Annotated in this window: 13 protein-coding genes; 11 read left to right on the top strand and 2 right to left on the bottom strand. The window is 50.0% G+C overall.

Going from position 1 to position 15,624, the window contains the following annotated elements:
• The first annotated feature begins 178 nt into the window (after nt 1-178).
• The 9 genes from BN6465_RS13950 to BN6465_RS13910 all read left to right on the top strand — a co-directional run bounded on the left by BN6465_RS13950 (nt 179) and on the right by BN6465_RS13910 (nt 11,329).
• The gene (locus BN6465_RS13950; protein ID WP_066736340.1) at nt 179-1,930 is read left to right on the top strand and encodes an ABC transporter ATP-binding protein; all 1,752 of its coding nucleotides are present in this window, start codon (nt 179-181) and stop codon (nt 1,928-1,930) included.
• Entirely contained in the window at nt 1,927-3,633 is a 1,707-nt protein-coding gene (locus BN6465_RS13945) for an ABC transporter ATP-binding protein (RefSeq protein WP_066736338.1), read from the top strand. The genes BN6465_RS13950 and BN6465_RS13945 overlap by 4 nt, the downstream gene beginning before the upstream one ends.
• A gap of 22 nt (nt 3,634-3,655) precedes the next feature.
• Entirely contained in the window at nt 3,656-4,576 is a 921-nt protein-coding gene (locus BN6465_RS13940) for a trigger factor (RefSeq protein ID WP_066736335.1), read from the top strand.
• Nucleotides 4,577-4,578: 2 nt separating this feature from the next.
• Nucleotides 4,579-4,917: a thioredoxin family protein gene (locus BN6465_RS13935; protein ID WP_066736332.1), complete on the top strand. Its 339-nt coding sequence runs from the start codon at nt 4,579-4,581 to the stop codon at nt 4,915-4,917.
• 55 nt (nt 4,918-4,972) lie between these two features.
• The gene (locus tag BN6465_RS13930) at nt 4,973-6,217 is read left to right on the top strand and encodes a sensor histidine kinase (protein WP_066736330.1); all 1,245 of its coding nucleotides are present in this window, start codon (nt 4,973-4,975) and stop codon (nt 6,215-6,217) included.
• Nucleotides 6,217-6,969, top strand: coding sequence for a LytR/AlgR family response regulator transcription factor (locus tag BN6465_RS13925; RefSeq protein ID WP_066736328.1), 753 nt, complete (start codon nt 6,217-6,219; stop codon nt 6,967-6,969). Before BN6465_RS13930 ends, BN6465_RS13925 begins: the two co-directional genes overlap by 1 nt.
• A 43-nt stretch (nt 6,970-7,012) precedes the next feature.
• Nucleotides 7,013-8,698, top strand: a complete 1,686-nt coding sequence (locus BN6465_RS13920; protein ID WP_066736325.1) for a C40 family peptidase — start codon at nt 7,013-7,015, stop codon at nt 8,696-8,698.
• 190 nt (nt 8,699-8,888) lie between these two features.
• The gene (locus BN6465_RS13915; protein ID WP_066736323.1) at nt 8,889-10,145 is read left to right on the top strand and encodes a beta propeller repeat protein; all 1,257 of its coding nucleotides are present in this window, start codon (nt 8,889-8,891) and stop codon (nt 10,143-10,145) included.
• 14 nt (nt 10,146-10,159) lie between these two features.
• Nucleotides 10,160-11,329, top strand: coding sequence for a hypothetical protein (locus tag BN6465_RS13910; protein ID WP_066736321.1), 1,170 nt, complete (start codon nt 10,160-10,162; stop codon nt 11,327-11,329).
• A 20-nt stretch (nt 11,330-11,349) separates the two neighbouring features.
• Here BN6465_RS13910 and buk read toward each other — a convergent pair whose 3' ends face one another.
• Both buk and ptb read right to left on the bottom strand, forming a co-directional pair.
• Nucleotides 11,350-12,420: a butyrate kinase gene (buk, locus tag BN6465_RS13905; protein ID WP_066736316.1), complete on the bottom strand. Its 1,071-nt coding sequence runs from the start codon at nt 12,418-12,420 to the stop codon at nt 11,350-11,352.
• A gap of 15 nt (nt 12,421-12,435) precedes the next feature.
• Nucleotides 12,436-13,347, bottom strand: a complete 912-nt coding sequence (gene ptb, locus BN6465_RS13900; protein ID WP_066736315.1) for a phosphate butyryltransferase — start codon at nt 13,345-13,347, stop codon at nt 12,436-12,438.
• Nucleotides 13,348-13,624: 277 nt separating this feature from the next.
• Here ptb and BN6465_RS13895 point away from each other — a divergent pair, with 277 nt between their 5' ends.
• Both BN6465_RS13895 and BN6465_RS13890 read left to right on the top strand, forming a co-directional pair.
• Complete coding sequence (locus BN6465_RS13895; RefSeq protein ID WP_066736314.1) at nt 13,625-14,803, top strand: acetyl-CoA C-acetyltransferase; 1,179 nt, start codon at nt 13,625-13,627, stop codon at nt 14,801-14,803.
• 37 nt (nt 14,804-14,840) lie between these two features.
• On the top strand, nt 14,841-15,617 hold the full coding sequence (locus BN6465_RS13890) for an enoyl-CoA hydratase-related protein (protein WP_066736313.1): 777 nt from the start codon (nt 14,841-14,843) through the stop codon (nt 15,615-15,617).
• Nucleotides 15,618-15,624 lie beyond the last annotated feature (7 nt).

Genomic DNA, 15,624 nt, shown 5'->3' with positions numbered 1-15,624 from the left:
TGTTCTGTCTGCCTTTTCCCTGTTATACAGGAAAACCCTCCGGGGATGCACACAGTGTACAAGTCCCTCATGAGTGAGGGATATAGGGAGTTGAAGTGGACTTGTCCACTTTGTTTCAAAAGGACTCCAAAACTATAACGAAATCGGGGAAGCAACATAGCGAAGAGAGGAGACACGAGTGAGTGAGAAAGTAAAAAAAGAGAAGTCAGGGAAGGGAGTTTGGAAGGATTTTATTTATGTGATCAGGAAAATGCGTCTGCCCTGGCATTGGATTGTCATCGCATTCGCCTGCAATTTTTTGTATAACAAGGTCATGCTGACTCTTCCCACGGTGACGGCAGGGCTTATGAGCGGAAGTACGGACAACAAGGTTCTGTGGGATGCCCTTATGTTTTACGTATTGTTTACCATAGTGCTCTGTGCGGATGTGGCGCTGCGCTCTCCGGCAAGGCACGTGGCGGCGCGGAATGTGAGGCGGGTTATATGGAAGAAAATGCTCCATGTGCGGATGGAGTATTACGACCAAAACGACCCTTCCAATCTGATGAGTACAATAACGAACGACGCAACGCTAGCGTCAGAATATTTGGTAGGGTTTTTGGTAGGATTTCTGCCTACCATCTATTATATGGTGGTGGCCTTGCGGACGATTTCCTCCTACAATATTTGGCTGATGCTGTCCGTATTTCTCCTTCTTCCGGTAAAGATTCTTTATGCAGTCTTTATTGGAAAGTGGCAGTATAAGACACAGTTCGGCGTGTTTCAGCGGATTGGCGGCTTGACGGCCTACTTGGCGGAGAGAGTAAGAAACCTGACGCTGATTAAGACCTATACGAATGAAGAAAATGAGCTGGAAAACGGAGAAAGAGCGTCCCACCATTTGTTTGATGCCAATATGAAGGTGAATAAGCTGAATTGTGTGATTACAGGATTGGGCACACTGATTGGAATGGCGCAGACAATCATTGTCATGGTGTTTGGCGTTGTTCTTTTGAAAAAAGGAACGATAACTATCCAGCAGTGGGTGGCATTCTATATGTTCTCGGGGACGCTGTCCACCGCATTTTCCAATGTGATCGATTACTGGATGCAGCTAAAGACAATTCAAGGTATACTGGTCCGTACGGCGAAGCTTTTACGCGCGCCCGAAGAGGATGATCCCGGGAAAGGGAGGACGGATATACAGGGAACGGAGATTTGTTTTGAACAGGTATCTTTCTCTTATGGAGACAAGAAGGCACTGACAGATATAAGCTTTAAGATACCGGAAGGGAAGACCACGGCAGTCATCGGACTTTGCGGAAGTGGGAAAAGCACAACCTTAAGCCTTTTGGAGCGGTTTTATGAGCCGCAGGGCGGGACGGTGACTGTGGGGGGAATTCCGGCGTCACAGCTCGCGCTCGGCGGGCTGAGAGGACAGATAGGGTACGTGCAGCAGGGGGCCGATATTTTCAGCGGTACGGTGCGGGAAGCAATCACCTATGGACTGCACGATGCGGTATCCGATGCGGACATTTGGAAAGCAGCCGAAAAAACAGGATTTGCGGATATTCTGAGAAAATGGGATGCGGGTTTAGACACACTTGTGGCGCCCGGGGGAACCTCCATGTCGGGAGGACAGAGACAAAAGCTGGTGCTTACAAGGGAATTTATGCGTGGGGCGGATATTATTCTTTTCGATGAACCTACCTCGGCGCTTGACGCAGCGGCTGCTCAGATGGTACAGGATACGATTTTTGAGACATTTCCGGATAAGACGAAGATTATCGTCACTCATGATTTGTCCCTTTTGGAGAGAGTGGATCAGATTTTGGTGCTGCATAATGGCGTGCTGGAGGGCTGCGGAAATTACAGGGAGCTGTATGGAAAGTGTGAGGCCTTCATGGAACTTATTGCTGTCTGTCAGTCAGAGAAGGAGGCGGCACAATGATAAAACAGATTAAAGGATATACAAAAATCTTTAAGGGAATAAAGATGCCATGGTTTCTTATTTCGCTGGTGCTTGTGATCTCTATGATCAAATCGCATGTGGAGGTGGAAGCCATCACGATCACCGCGTCTATTATTGACGGCACGCAAAACGCCATTAAGACAGACGAGCTGATTCGTTATATTGAATTTCAGGTCATTACCGGAGCAATCACCATTGCATTCACCTATCTTACAGGGCTGCTCCTGCAGAAGGTGAATTTAGAGGTGCGGCTGAGGGTATGGAATAAGATGATGCATCTTCCCACCAGCTATTACGATACAGATAATGCAAATGAGCTGGTAACCCGTGTGACGACAGATGTGGACAGTGCGGGCAGTTATTTTCAAGTCTTGATTGAAATCTTCACATCCGTTTATGCAGGGATTGTGGCTTACCAAAAGCTGTTCAGCTTCCAGTCCAAGATGGCGCTGGCCAGCTTGGGAGTGATTCCGCTTCTGATACTCTTCACATGGCTTTATGGAAAGCTGACGTACATTGCCGGAGCGGGAGCCAGAACGAGACTGGCCGCCGTGATGGGCTATTTGGCGGAGCATGTGCGGGGGATGAAGCTGATGCGTGCCTTCCGCATGGAAGACAGGGAGGAAAAGAAGGCGGGCGGACTCCTTGGAAAGCAGTGCAAAGCGGACATTCTCTTAAGCTACACCTCCATGATTCAGCTTTCGGGCATGGAGATCATGGGTTGTATCACGATTGTGATTTCCTTCGTGCTGGGAAGCCGGCTGCTTGCCGCCGGTGAGCTGACAACAGGAAAGCTGATTGGATTTTACACACTTTGTGGTCTGGCAGTAGGGAGACTTGGCGCTCTGTGTACAAGCATCGGGAGTTTTTTACAGAATGCAGGTATCGTTAAAAAAATCGGGCAGATTTTGGAGGCACAGGAGGAGAAGGAGGACGGCCGGGAGATGGATGTGGCGGATGCGGATATTATCCTTTCTCATGTGGACTTCGCCTATAAGAGTACACCGGTGCTGCATGATTTGAGCTGCACGATTCCCAAAGGGAAGATTACGGCTGTTGTTGGAACAAACGGGGCCGGAAAGTCAACGGTCTTCAAGCTTTTGGAGCGGATGTATGACCCGACTGAGGGAAGTATTTACTTTGGAGGCAGGGACATAAGAGAATTTAAGCTTTCTGCATGGCGGAAAAGTTTTGCTATCGTGTCTCAGGATAAGCCGCTTCTGTCGGGAACTGTCCGGGAAAATATCTTGTATGGCGTGGAGCGGAATGTGACGGAGGAGGAACTGATTCATGTGGCGAAGATGGCAAATGTCTATGACTTTGTCATGGCCACGCCGGGACAGTTTGACGCGCAGGTGGGTCCGGGAGGCTCCAACTTCTCGGGCGGCCAGCAGCAGTGTATCGCCATTGCCAGAGCCATGATGCGCAATCCCGATTATCTTCTTTTGGACGAGGCCACCAGCAATCTGGATGTAAAGAGTGAAAAGGCGGTGACAGAGGCGCTCAGTAATCTGATGCAGGGCAGGACAACGATCCTTATCGCGCACAATTATTCTGCGACAGTATTCGCCGATCAGGTGATTGTCCTGACAGACGGAAATATTCAGGCTTGCGGTCCGCCGGAGGAATTACTCCGGACGAGCGCATACTATAGAACTTTTGCCCGGACGGGCGGAAGGTAAAAGAGAAGGAGAAGAGTAGAAGATGAAATCAAAAATGACGGAATGCTATGATTATACGCAGCTTGAGGTGCCGGAGGAATTGAGGCATTGGCGGTTTCCGGAGAGTGACATTGACAGGGAACTGGAGGCGTTGGCGAGAGACTATTCTACCGAGGAGGAGACAGAGGACGGCATAGAGAACGGATACAGTGTCCGGTGCGTCTGCGTGACGAATCAGGATGGAAGCCGGGAAGGCCGGACGGTGCTTCTCTTTCCCGGAAGATCCCTGCCGGGAGCAGAAGAAGCGGAAAAAGCTGTTTTGGGAAGGAAAAAAGGAGAGGAGTTCGACTGTGTAATCCGGGGAAAAAAGCTTCGCCTCAGGGTGGAGCTGGTCCTGAAGAAGAATGTGGTGGAGGCAGGGGATGAGAAGCTCTTCGCAATGCTGAATCTGCCGGATGTGAGGACGGAAGAAGATTACAGACGCTGGTATCACAAGGAGCATGACAAGGAATACAGAGATAAGGCCAGCATCCGTATCTGCCAGTTTTGGCTGGAAGAAATTATGGAAAAGAGCAGGTTTTACGTGGATGAGGCGGAGAAGAAGGAATGGTGCGAGAGCCGTGCAAAAATGATGTACCTTGGATTTGAGGCGGCAGGCGTAGACCCGGGAAAGCAGCAGGACGGGACAGTTTTGACAAAGGAGGGGGCATTGGAAAAAATGGCGCTGGAGCAGGAGCGGTATTATATCCCCAATGTGATATACTGTTATTTCTGTGAGAAGGACGGCTTCGCTGTGACGGAGGAGGATTATGAGAAGCTTTTGGAGCAGATGGCGGCGCAGAGAAGTGAAAGTGTAGAGAACTTAAGGAAACAGGGCGACTTTGAACTATATAAGGGACAGCGGTATCAGGAGCATACGTTTCATATCCTGATGAAAGAGGCTGAGAAATATTTGGAGGTGTAGGGATGGCAGTAATAGAAGCGACAGAGAGTAATTTTGATGAGTTAGTGCAGGGAGCAGAGTATGTAATGGTGGATTTTTACGGCGACAGCTGCGGCGCCTGCGTGGCGACTGCCCCTTATTACCGGGAAGTGGCGGATGATATGGCGTTCATTCGTTTTGTGCAGGTCAATACATCCAATTTTCGTAAGCTTGCCAGAGAGTATAAAATTTTTGGAATTCCGGCGTTTAAGTATTTTCACAACGGAAAATTGGTACATGAGTCTGTGGGCGGAATGGAGGCGGAGCAGATATATGCGAACCTTGCAGAGCTCTTATATCATGACGTAGAGGTTGAAAAATAGAGGGGAGAGTGCTATACTTTAGAAATTAAAAATGAGTTGAATGGAGGAAGACACCATGCTGATTGCCGATTATGTATTTCTTGGATTGGGTGGGGCCATTGCCTGCCTTGTTGCTTTTGGCTGGGAGGAGAAACGGCTGCGGCCCAGCGTGGTGTTTTCCCTGATTGCCGGTGTTGTCTGCGGCTTGTCATGGTGTCTGAATGTAGACCTTGTGCTGACGGAGGGAGCATGCGTCCTTTTTCTTATCGTGTACATATTGGTTGTGATGCAGTATATTATGCGGCCGGAGGGGACAAGAGCCGATACAACAGCGGTGATATGTATAGCATGCGCCTGTTTTGGCGTACTCCGTGTCTTGGCCGGTGCGTTTATAGGGCTGAGCGTACTCTCTTTGTTTTTCCGCGTGATGCTGACGGTTGCCGCGTATTCCGGGGTGGCCGCCTTTGCCGGGAAGATACTGAAAAATCTGCCCGGCGCAGGCTGGGAGAAGGCTTTTATGGAGCCGGAGAGAAAGATGTGGATGTTTCCCGTTTTTGGCGTCAGCCTTAGCCTGCCGATGTTTGGTGACTGCACACTGCCGGCTGCGCTTTTGGAGGTATTCGCTCTTTTTGCCGGACTCAGCCTGTTCAGCCTGATGATTCGCAATTACAAGGGCGAGGTGCTTATTTCGACGGAAAAACAATACCGGGATGAGATGCAGACGTATATGAGTGTGATACGCTCCCAGCGCCATGATTACAATTTTCATGTGCAGACGCTCCATGGCCTTCTGCTGAAAAAGGATTATGCCGGCTGTGAGCGGTATTTGGATGAGCTGCTGGAAGACTCGGTGGCTGTCAACAGTCTGCTTACTATTGAGGACGCGGCGGTAAGTGCACTGATTCTTTCCTTCCAAAGAAAGGCGGCTCAGGAGGGCATTGGCCTGACGGTATCTATCGAGAATAATCTGTCGCAGATTGCGACTAAAGTATATGAGACAAATAAGATTATCGGGAATCTGCTGCAGAATGCTTTGGACGAGGCGGAAACACTGCCGGATAAGTCTTACGGAATCCATCTGACGATTCTTAAAAGAGGCGAGTTTGCCCTCATCAGTGTATCTAATGAAACGGTCCGGGAGAATCCTATGGAAGGGTACAAGGCAGGGACGTCATCCAAAATCGGGCATGAGGGAATTGGAATCGCGTCCATACAGGCTCTTGCATCCCGGTATGGGGGCGTGGTCTATTCGAGGATGGAGGGAAATATTATCTATTTTGTTGCAAAGATTCCATTGAGAGTAGTTAAGGAGAAATCATAATGTTTGAGGGATATGTACTGTTGGTGGACGACCAGCCAATAGCGGCGGAGGACTCCGTTGCGGCGCTTTCCTGTTATGTGAAGCCGGAGCAGGTTCTGTTTGCGGAGAATGTGGAGACGGCCCGGGAGATACTTCGTACCCGGCCTGTACAGCTTGCATTTCTTGATATAGAGATGCCTGACGAGGGCGGATTTTGGCTGGCTTCCTATATTGAGGAACACTATAATGGATTACCTTACGTCTTCCTCACCGGGCACGCAGATTTTGCGCTGGAAAGCTATGAGTACGAGCCGTTGGATTTTTTGACAAAGCCAGTGGATATCAAGAGGATGGGCCGCACTTTCGAGAGGCTGGAAAGGAAGGCAGATTCAGGCAAGGAAGAGAAAATCGCGGTGCGGACGGGAGCGGACTATATATTTCTTACGGTGGGAGAGATTCTTTATATATGCAAGGAAAAGCGAAAGATATTGATACATATGAGGGATGGGGTATGCTATCAGACCTCCTTTACGTTAGAAGAGCTTGAGCGTATTTTTTCAGGCTACCGTTTCTTCCGCTGCCATCAGTCCTTCCTTATTCCCCTTGATAATATCAGGGAGGTGGGTTCCGGAAAGTTTGGGCAGACCTATGAAGCCGTGCTGGATGACGGGACTGTAGTGGCGGTCAGCCGCAGCAGATACGGGAGGCTGAAGGAGGAACTGAAACAGATGAGCATTCCTTTGGTGAAAGGAAGTACAAAAGAGAAAGACTAAGATAGAAAGACTAAATAGACGTATTTTGCGTTGGAGGAAAAAGATGAGGCGAAAAGGTGGAATAAGGGTACTGTGTGTTTGTATAGTCTCAGCCATGCTCGTGTCAAATACGGGGGTGTTGGCAGCGGGTGAAGCCGGGGAGACGCGCATTGCCGTATATAAAGGGGAACAGGTGACAGTGACGGTCAACGGGGAGCAGGTGATTCTCCCGGATGGGCAGATAATCTCCCTCCGTGACTGCCAAATTCTGACGGAACCGGAGCAGACGCCGGTTTTAGAGACGGTTCCGGAGACAGCGCCGCCAAAAGAGGGTGGCGCCGGGGAGGCGGAGGTTCCGAAAGCGGATGAGGTTGCGGGGACGGAGAGCCCCAAGGAGGATGAGGCCGCGGGGACGGAGAGCCCCAAGGAGGATGAGGCTGCGGGGACGGAGAGCCCTAAGGAGGATGAGGCCGCGGGGACGGAGAGTCCCAAGGAAGATGAGGCTGCGGGGACGGAGAGTCCCAAGGAAGATGAGGCTGCAGGGACGGAGAGTCCCGAAGAGGATGGCGCCGGGGAGGCAGATACCTCCGGCGGGACAATAGCAGTGCCTGTGCCTTCTGAGACACCGGATGTCTTCCGTTCGGAGGAAGATGCGGACAGGACGCCGGCTTTCAACGTTGCCGCACCTGCCCTTAAAGCGGGGATTGGATTCTATGTGGATGAGCTGGAAGCTGTCTATCACCTCAGATTTGCGGATGATTTTGCGGAGATGCTTACTGAGATTGAACGTGAGTATGCGGCGGCGGTCTTTGCGGAGGTTAAGCCAGAGGAGACTCAGCCGGATGAGCTGAAAGCGACTGTTAAGAACTGGCAGGATGTGCTTGCAGTTTATCTTTTGGAGCAGAGCCGCGCGGGCGTGGCAGAGTTTCGCCTTGGCGATTCTGCCAAGGGGCGGCTGGTGGAGCTTCTCGGCGAGATGAATACACCGACGGTTACTGCGGATGCGATTGTCTGTGAACCGCAGTATATAGATGACTACATTGAGCGTAACCGGGAAGCGCTTACGGAGAGTGAGGCTGCATTTCTGAATAAATATTCATCATCAGGTTTTTCGCTCTTGTGTGCGGCAGCTACCGGAGCAGAGGGATTTATACTTGAGAGCCTTGGCGGGGATATTTCTGCGGAGAGAGCACAGGTGGTAGCGGCGGGTTATAGTCTGGTGGGCAGGATTCCGTATTTTTGGGGCGGAAAGTCCTCTGTGGTAGGCTGGGACGAGCGATGGGGCAGCCCGATGGAAGTGACGGCATCAGGGATAAGCTCCAGCGGTACTATACAGAACTATGGGCTGGACTGCAGTGGATTTGTCACATGGTCTTTTGTGAACGGATATGAGAATGCGGCGGCGGCTTCTTTGATTGGACACGGCACGGCTGCGCAGTGGGCGATGTCGGAAGAAATCAAGGAAGAGGAAGCGCTGCCGGGAGATTTGGTATTTTTGCAGCAGCCCGGCGCAGCAGGCATCAACCATGTAGGCATTGTGGTTGGGCGCAATGATGACGGCTCTCTTGTTGCAGTTCACTGTAATGCAGGGAAGAATGGAGTCACTGTGGATTCTGCGTATCAGGCGGGCTTTCGCTATGTGAGGCGGCCTTTGGCATATACGCAGGATGAGACCGAGACTTTGACCGGGACACAGGTGCGGCTTTTGGAACTGAAGGAGAAGATTGCCAAAGAGAATGCAGAAATGTAGGCAAAGAGAAAATAGTGACAGACTTAAATGAGGGGAGGGTGTGACCGATATCGGCCATACCCTCCTCTAAATGTTATTGTAAAAAAGCTGGTTAGGCTTGTTATATTATTTTCCATGTGATAAAATAATTCTTACAAATGTAAGAAAAGAAGAACGAGCCGTATATTTGCAGGGCAGAGAGGAGGCCGTTATGAAAAAAATATGGATGGGAGCGGCAGGACTGATTGCTGCCATTGTGATAGCGGGAGCTGTGAAGGAATACATATGGCATGCATTCGAGCAGCCTCAAGTCGTAGGGGATGTCATACAAAGCAGGGAGGGGGATATGGAGGCCCTGAGCAGGGAGTGGTTCGAGAAGTATACGGAGAAGCTGGAGGATTGGCGGGTGCCTTATGGCTACCAAATCCGGGGAGCGAAGATTACCGGGACACAGCTATTGACGGATTTGGAACAGCCATATGTACAGCTTGATTATGTAATCTATCCCGCCAGTGATAATGCGGAGATTGTCAGGAATCTGGAGCTGATCGACACCGGGTATTCTTACATCTATCAAGGACAGATGGTTCTCAGATGGGAGGAAAAAGCTGAGAATGAATGGGTTTTGGCAGAGAAGCTCAGCCCTGTCCAGTATCAGCTTCGCACGCCGGAGATGCAGAAAGAAATCAAGGAGCCCCAGACAAAGCATTACAAATTGGAGCAGGATAAGACGATGACGTACTATGTTGCGGACGAGACGCTCTATGTGACCTACGATTCCGGGAATACTTATTTGGAAGTACCTGACGGGTATGAGAAGGTCTGTAAGGACAGCAATGGGCGGTATGATGAGCTCCTCGCGGGCGGCAGCTATATCGTGACTCCGGCATTCACCGCCTTCGTGGCATACGGTGAAGGAACCAACTTACTGTACAGTACGGATGAGGGAAGAACATGGCAGGAGAGCCTCATATACAAAGGCGGCTTCCGGGCAAATACATTTTTGTCGAAAACGGAGAATCAGTGTTACGTTACCGTTGCCGTAGACCGGTCGCTGGGAAGTGATTATTATGCCACCTTCTACTCGGCGGATTTGCAGGAATGGTCCCAGATGACCCTGCCGGATATGTTTTGGTCGAATCTGGGATGTGCTTACTGGACGGCCGGCGGCAAAGGGTACTACGCAAAAGGGGAGAGCCTGTATCTAACCGAGGATGGCGGCGGAACCTTTGTGCCGCTTTCTTTCCCTGAGGCACAGGAAACGGTGGCGGCGCTCGGGTATAATCCCTTTGATGCAGTGGAGCAGATATATGAGGCGGACGGTTTGACTTACATGATTGTCGGTCAGGGGGACGACGGAGATTACGCGAAAGACGGGAAGCTTGTGAAGGGGCTGTACCAATCACAGGACGGCGTCAATTTCACCTTTGTGTCGGAGGTTGACAACACGCCGGAAGAAGCGGGCTAGGAGGCAGGAAGATTATGTTGAAAAAACTTTGGATTGCGGCAAGTATAGGGATGTCTTTGACTGCTGGACTTTTTTTATACGAGGGTGGGAAACTGCTTTTCGTGTATCGTGACCGCAGGATGGGACTGCTGATATCGGCGGCGGGAATCGCGGCGGGCTGTTCTTTCTTGTGGAGCTTTTGCGAGAGCCTGCGGACATTGCCGGACACGGAAGAGAAGCTGGAAAAGAGACGCAGGACGCAAGTGAGAGACGCAGTCATTGCATATGTGGCGTTTGGCCTTGGGCTGGCTGGAATTGTGTCATATCAGATGCGGTTCTACAGTCTGACAACGACGGTGATTTGCGCCGGGGGCATGTTCGCACTCCAAATGCTTCTGCTGTGGGCCATCCGGGGAGTCTCGTCCTTTACGCACCTGCAAGAGCAGGAATTTCAGAAACGGCTGCAGGCGCAAACGGCGGCCGGAGACTGGGAAGGCTATATAGTCTATGACGAGGATTCCGTGAAGCTCGATGCCTATGTTCTGGAGTGTAAGAACAGCATACAGACGAGTGCAGGATTTATCTTCGCCCTGTGTATGTCGGCCCTTTTAAATATCTCCCGGCTTCGCTTCATGACGGTTGTAATTGTTGTGATAGCGCTGGTGTGCATGTATCTTTTAAAGCTCTGGCTCGCCATAAAAACAGCAGGAAAAGTGGTAACGCTTATAAAAGAGGGAAAAGATAAAAGTTTATTGGGATTCTTTGCGGCCTATTATGCGTGTGCAAATTGTAAAGCCGACAGTGTAGACTCCTTGATACTGCTGAACGTGGTTCCCGCTCTTTGTCATCAGGGGGCGTACCGGCAGGCGGAGGAGCTGCTGCGTACATTGAGGCGGCCAGCGAAAATGGAGGCATATTTCATCCAATATGAGTGGATCTGCAGGGAAGGAATGGTTGACAGAGGGGGATGCATCGAAGCGCTGGGCAGATTCGAACAGGCCATTTTGCGATTAAAGGGGAAAAATAAAGAGAGTATGCAGCGGTTATATGAGCTGTTTGCGGATTTCACCTATCTGCGCTATGAGAAAGTGATAGAGGCCTCAAAGAAGCTGGAAGGGCTGTCAAAGCCTCAGAGAGAATATAGGCTGAAACTGGCCGAAGACGCGGAGAATAAGATATTTGGAATAGAAAAAGAAGACGCCTAAACGTCTTCTTTTTTTGTGGATTAATATTCCAGAGCTTTTTCTTCGCCGGTCATCACACGGAGCGCGCCTTGCGTCAAGGCCAGCAGTTCGTCTTCTCCGGCATAGATGGTAAGGGGGGCGATGAAGCCGATTTTTGACTTGATTTCATCAACTACCTGTTCGCTGTAGGCAATCCCTCCGGTGAGAATAATCTGGTCAACCTTTCCGTCGAGTACGGCGGCCATAGCGCCGACTTCTTTGGCGACCTGATAGGTGAAGGCGTGGAATACGGCCTCGGCTTCTTTGTGACCTTCCTCAAAGGCCATTTTTGTCACTTCACGCATATCATTGGTTCCTAAGTATGCGTTGAGGCCGCCCTTGCCGTTAATTTTTTTATAGATTTCATCCTGAGTATACTCTCCGGAAAAGCATAGTTTAACCAACTGGCCGGCGGGCACGCCGCCGGAGCGCTCCGGTGAAAATGGCCCGTCGCCATCCAGCGTATTGTTTACATCGATTACTTTACCGTTCTTGTGTGCGCCGACAGAAACACCACCGCCCATATGCACTACGATAAGGCTAAGAGAATCATAGGGAGTGTCGTGCTCTTTGGCATAGCGCTTGGCCACTGCTTTCTGGTTCAGTGCATGAAAGATGCTGATGCGGGGCAGTTCCGGCACGCCGGAGTACCTTGCCACGGGGGCCAGTTCATCGACAACGACCGGGTCAACGATGTAAGAGGGAATGCCGATTTCGTCTCCGATTTCACGTGCTAAAATCCCACCGAGATTAGAGGCGTGCTGTCCCTGAACACCAACTTTTAAATCTGCCAAAAGAGCGTCGGAGACGGGATAAGTCCCTCCGGGAATAGGTTTTAGGAGGCCGCCCCGGCCGACTGCCACGTCCAGTGTCTTAATATCAAAATCATTGGCAGCAAGAATATCGACAATCAGTTTCTTTCGGAAATCCTTTTGCGCAACGATGGACGGGTATTTGGAAATCTCTTCCGTTGAATGTCTGAGCGTTTCCTCGAACAATAAAATTTCGTCTTCATATACACCTATTTTGGTGGAAGTGGAGCCCGGATTAATCACTAGAATCTTATAACTCATTTTCCTGTTCCTCCTTTAATTGGTAATGGAGCCTGCGATTACGGCTGCAAGCGCGATGGAATATAATTTAGTCTCGAAGTCATCTGAGCGTGATGTCAATACGACTGGGGCGCTTGTTCCGATTAGGACATTCCCGTTTTTTACCTTTGCCGTCCGCACCAGTGTCTTGTAGGTGATGTTCCCGGCATCGATATCTGGGAACAAAAGCACGTCTGCGTGGCCGGCTACGGGGTTGGACACACCCTTATGGACAGCGGCCTCCTCGTCGATCGCAAGATCCATGGACAGCGGCCCGAACACTTCGCATCCCGGGAGTTCACCGGCTTCGGACATCTTGGTGAGCGCGTCCGCATCCATTGTGGGAGGCATCTTGGGGTTCACTGTTTCCACCGCACAGAGCGGTGCGACTTTGGGACAGGCGATTCCGCAGGCATGTGCCACCTCCACGGTATTTTTAATAATGTTTGCTTTTTCCTCCAACGTGGGGTAAGTATTGAATGCGACATCAGTCAGGAAGAGGAGACGGTCGATTCCTTCTATCTCAAAAACACAGACATGAGACATCATCTTACCGGTACGAAGGCCGACTTCTTTATTAAGGACACTTTTTAAGAACGTTTTCGTCTCGAGCATCCCCTTGAGAAGAATATCTGCATCCCCATTATGTACGAGCTCTACCGCTTTCAACGCAGCTTTCTCGGTGTCCGGTTCATGAATGATTTCGAACTCATTCAGATCCATGCCGATGGATTCCGCTATTTCACGTATTTTCCCTTCGTCTCCGACAAGGACTGCCGTTGCTATGTTCTGTTCTCTTGCGGCTTTGACTGCCTCCAAGACGGGCGCATCCTGCGCGTTGGAGACAGATACCTTTTTTAATGTACATCCACTTGCCTTTGAGATTAATTCATCGAAACTTTTACTCATATTCACACCTTCTTATTTTTGATAAACAGTTTTTTAACAATCTTAAGTTTAACACTGAATATTTAAAAGGTCAATATAGAAAGCACAAGGTAAAAGTGACGAAGGATATTGTTGATACACATGGGAGTTTGGGCAAAATAACAAAAATTGTATTTTAGCAAATACAGGATTGATAATTATTTGACAAAAGGTTCCTGCGGGAGTATATTAAAGAAAGTAAAAGCATTTGAATAAAGTGACACTTAACAATAACGACATGAAAAGGAGGAAATTGATTATGTCAAAAAAAATCGTGTTAGCGGGCGCATGCCGCACAGCAATCGGAAGCATGGGGGGATCACTCAGTACAACACCGGCTCCGGAATTGGGTGCTATCGTTATTAAAGAAGCATTGAACAGAGCGGGGGTCGCACCGGAACAGGTTGACCATGTATACATGGGCTGTGTTATTCAGGCTGGTCTGGGTCAGAACGTTGCACGTCAGTCTTCCATCAAGGCAGGACTTCCGGTAGAGACGCCGGCGGTAACTATCAATGTAGTGTGTGGTTCCGGTCTGAACTGTGTCAATATGGCTGCGCAGATGATTCAGGCAGGGGATGCTGACATTGTTGTTGCAGGTGGAATGGAGAACATGTCAATGGCACCCTACGCGTTAAAGAATGCTCGTTATGGATATAGAATGGGAAATGCACCGATGGTAGATACCATGGTAAATGACGCGCTGTGGGATGCGTTCAACGACTATCATATGGGAATCACAGCTGAAAATGTGGCAGAGCAGTGGGGGCTCACACGTGAGCAGTTAGATGAATTCGCGGCAGCCAGCCAGCAGAAGGCGTGCGCCGCAATTGAAGCCGGCAGATTTAAAGACGAAATTGTTCCGGTCGAAATCAAGAAGAAAAAAGAAACCGTTGTATTTGATACAGATGAAGGACCGCGTCCGGGGACGACAGCGGAAGGCATCGCAAAACTCCGTCCGGCATTTAAGAAGGATGGTATTGTTACTGCAGCGAATGCATCCAGCATCAATGACGGTGCTGCGGCAATTGTAGTAATGAGTGAAGAAAAAGCGAAAGAGCTTGGCGTGACGCCGATGGCTACATGGGTAGGAGGAGCGCTGGCCGGGGTTGACCCGACAATCATGGGGGTAGGCCCTGTTGCGGCTACGAAGAAGGTCATGGCTAAAACGGGACTTTCTGTGGCTGATATGGATCTTATCGAGGCAAACGAGGCATTTGCGGCGCAGTCCCTTGCAGTGGCCAAGGATTTGGAATTCGATATGAGTAAAGTAAATGTCAACGGAGGAGCTATCGCGCTCGGACATCCGGTAGGTGCATCAGGCTGCCGTATCCTTGTCACACTGCTTCATGAAATGCAGAAAAAAGACGCGAAAAAGGGTCTTGCCACTCTTTGCATCGGCGGCGGAATGGGATGCGCGACAATAGTAGAACGCTAAAACCGGGGCACATAGCTCGACGGAAGGGAGAATGATTATGGAATTTGTTACATATGAAATAGAAGGGCAGGTAGGAATCGTTACAATTAACCGCCCAAAGGCTTTGAACGCATTGAACAGCCAAGTTTTGGATGATTTGAACGAAGTGATTGACAGTGTGGATACTGACGCGGTGAGATGTTTGATTTTAACAGGCGCAGGAGAGAAATCTTTTGTTGCAGGTGCGGATATCGGTGAGATGAGCACGCTCACGAAAGCGGAGGGGGAAGCATTTGGAAAGAAAGGAAATGATATCTTCCGTAAGCTTGAGACACTTCCGATTCCGGTCATCGCGGCTGTGAACGGCTTTGCGCTGGGCGGTGGATGCGAGATATCCATGAGCTGTGATATCAGGATCTGTTCAGATAACGCCGTGTTCGGCCAGCCGGAAGTGGGCCTTGGCATTACGCCGGGATTCGGCGGGACACAGAGACTGGCGAGACTGGTAGGCCCGGGTATGGCTAAGCAGATGATTTATACCGCAAGAAATATCAAGTCCGATGAGGCGCTGAGAATCGGCCTTGTAAATGCTGTTTATACACAGGAAGAGCTGATGCCGGCCGCAAAGAAGATGGCGGCGGGAATCGCGAAGAATGCACCGATAGCAGTGCGGAACTGTAAAAAGGCTATCAATGACGGACTGGAAGTAACTATGGATGAGGCAATCGTACTTGAAGAAAAGCTTTTTGGAGATTGTTTCGAGTCCTATGATCAGAAGGAAGGCATGGCGGCATTTCTTGAAAAAAGGAAAGTAGAAGCATTCTTAAATAAATAAAAACCAG

It is taken from the genome of Bariatricus massiliensis (assembly GCF_900086725.1).
Taxonomy (GTDB): domain Bacteria; phylum Bacillota; class Clostridia; order Lachnospirales; family Lachnospiraceae; genus Allocoprococcus; species Allocoprococcus massiliensis.
This window is presented reverse-complemented; position numbering and strand designations above follow the sequence as displayed.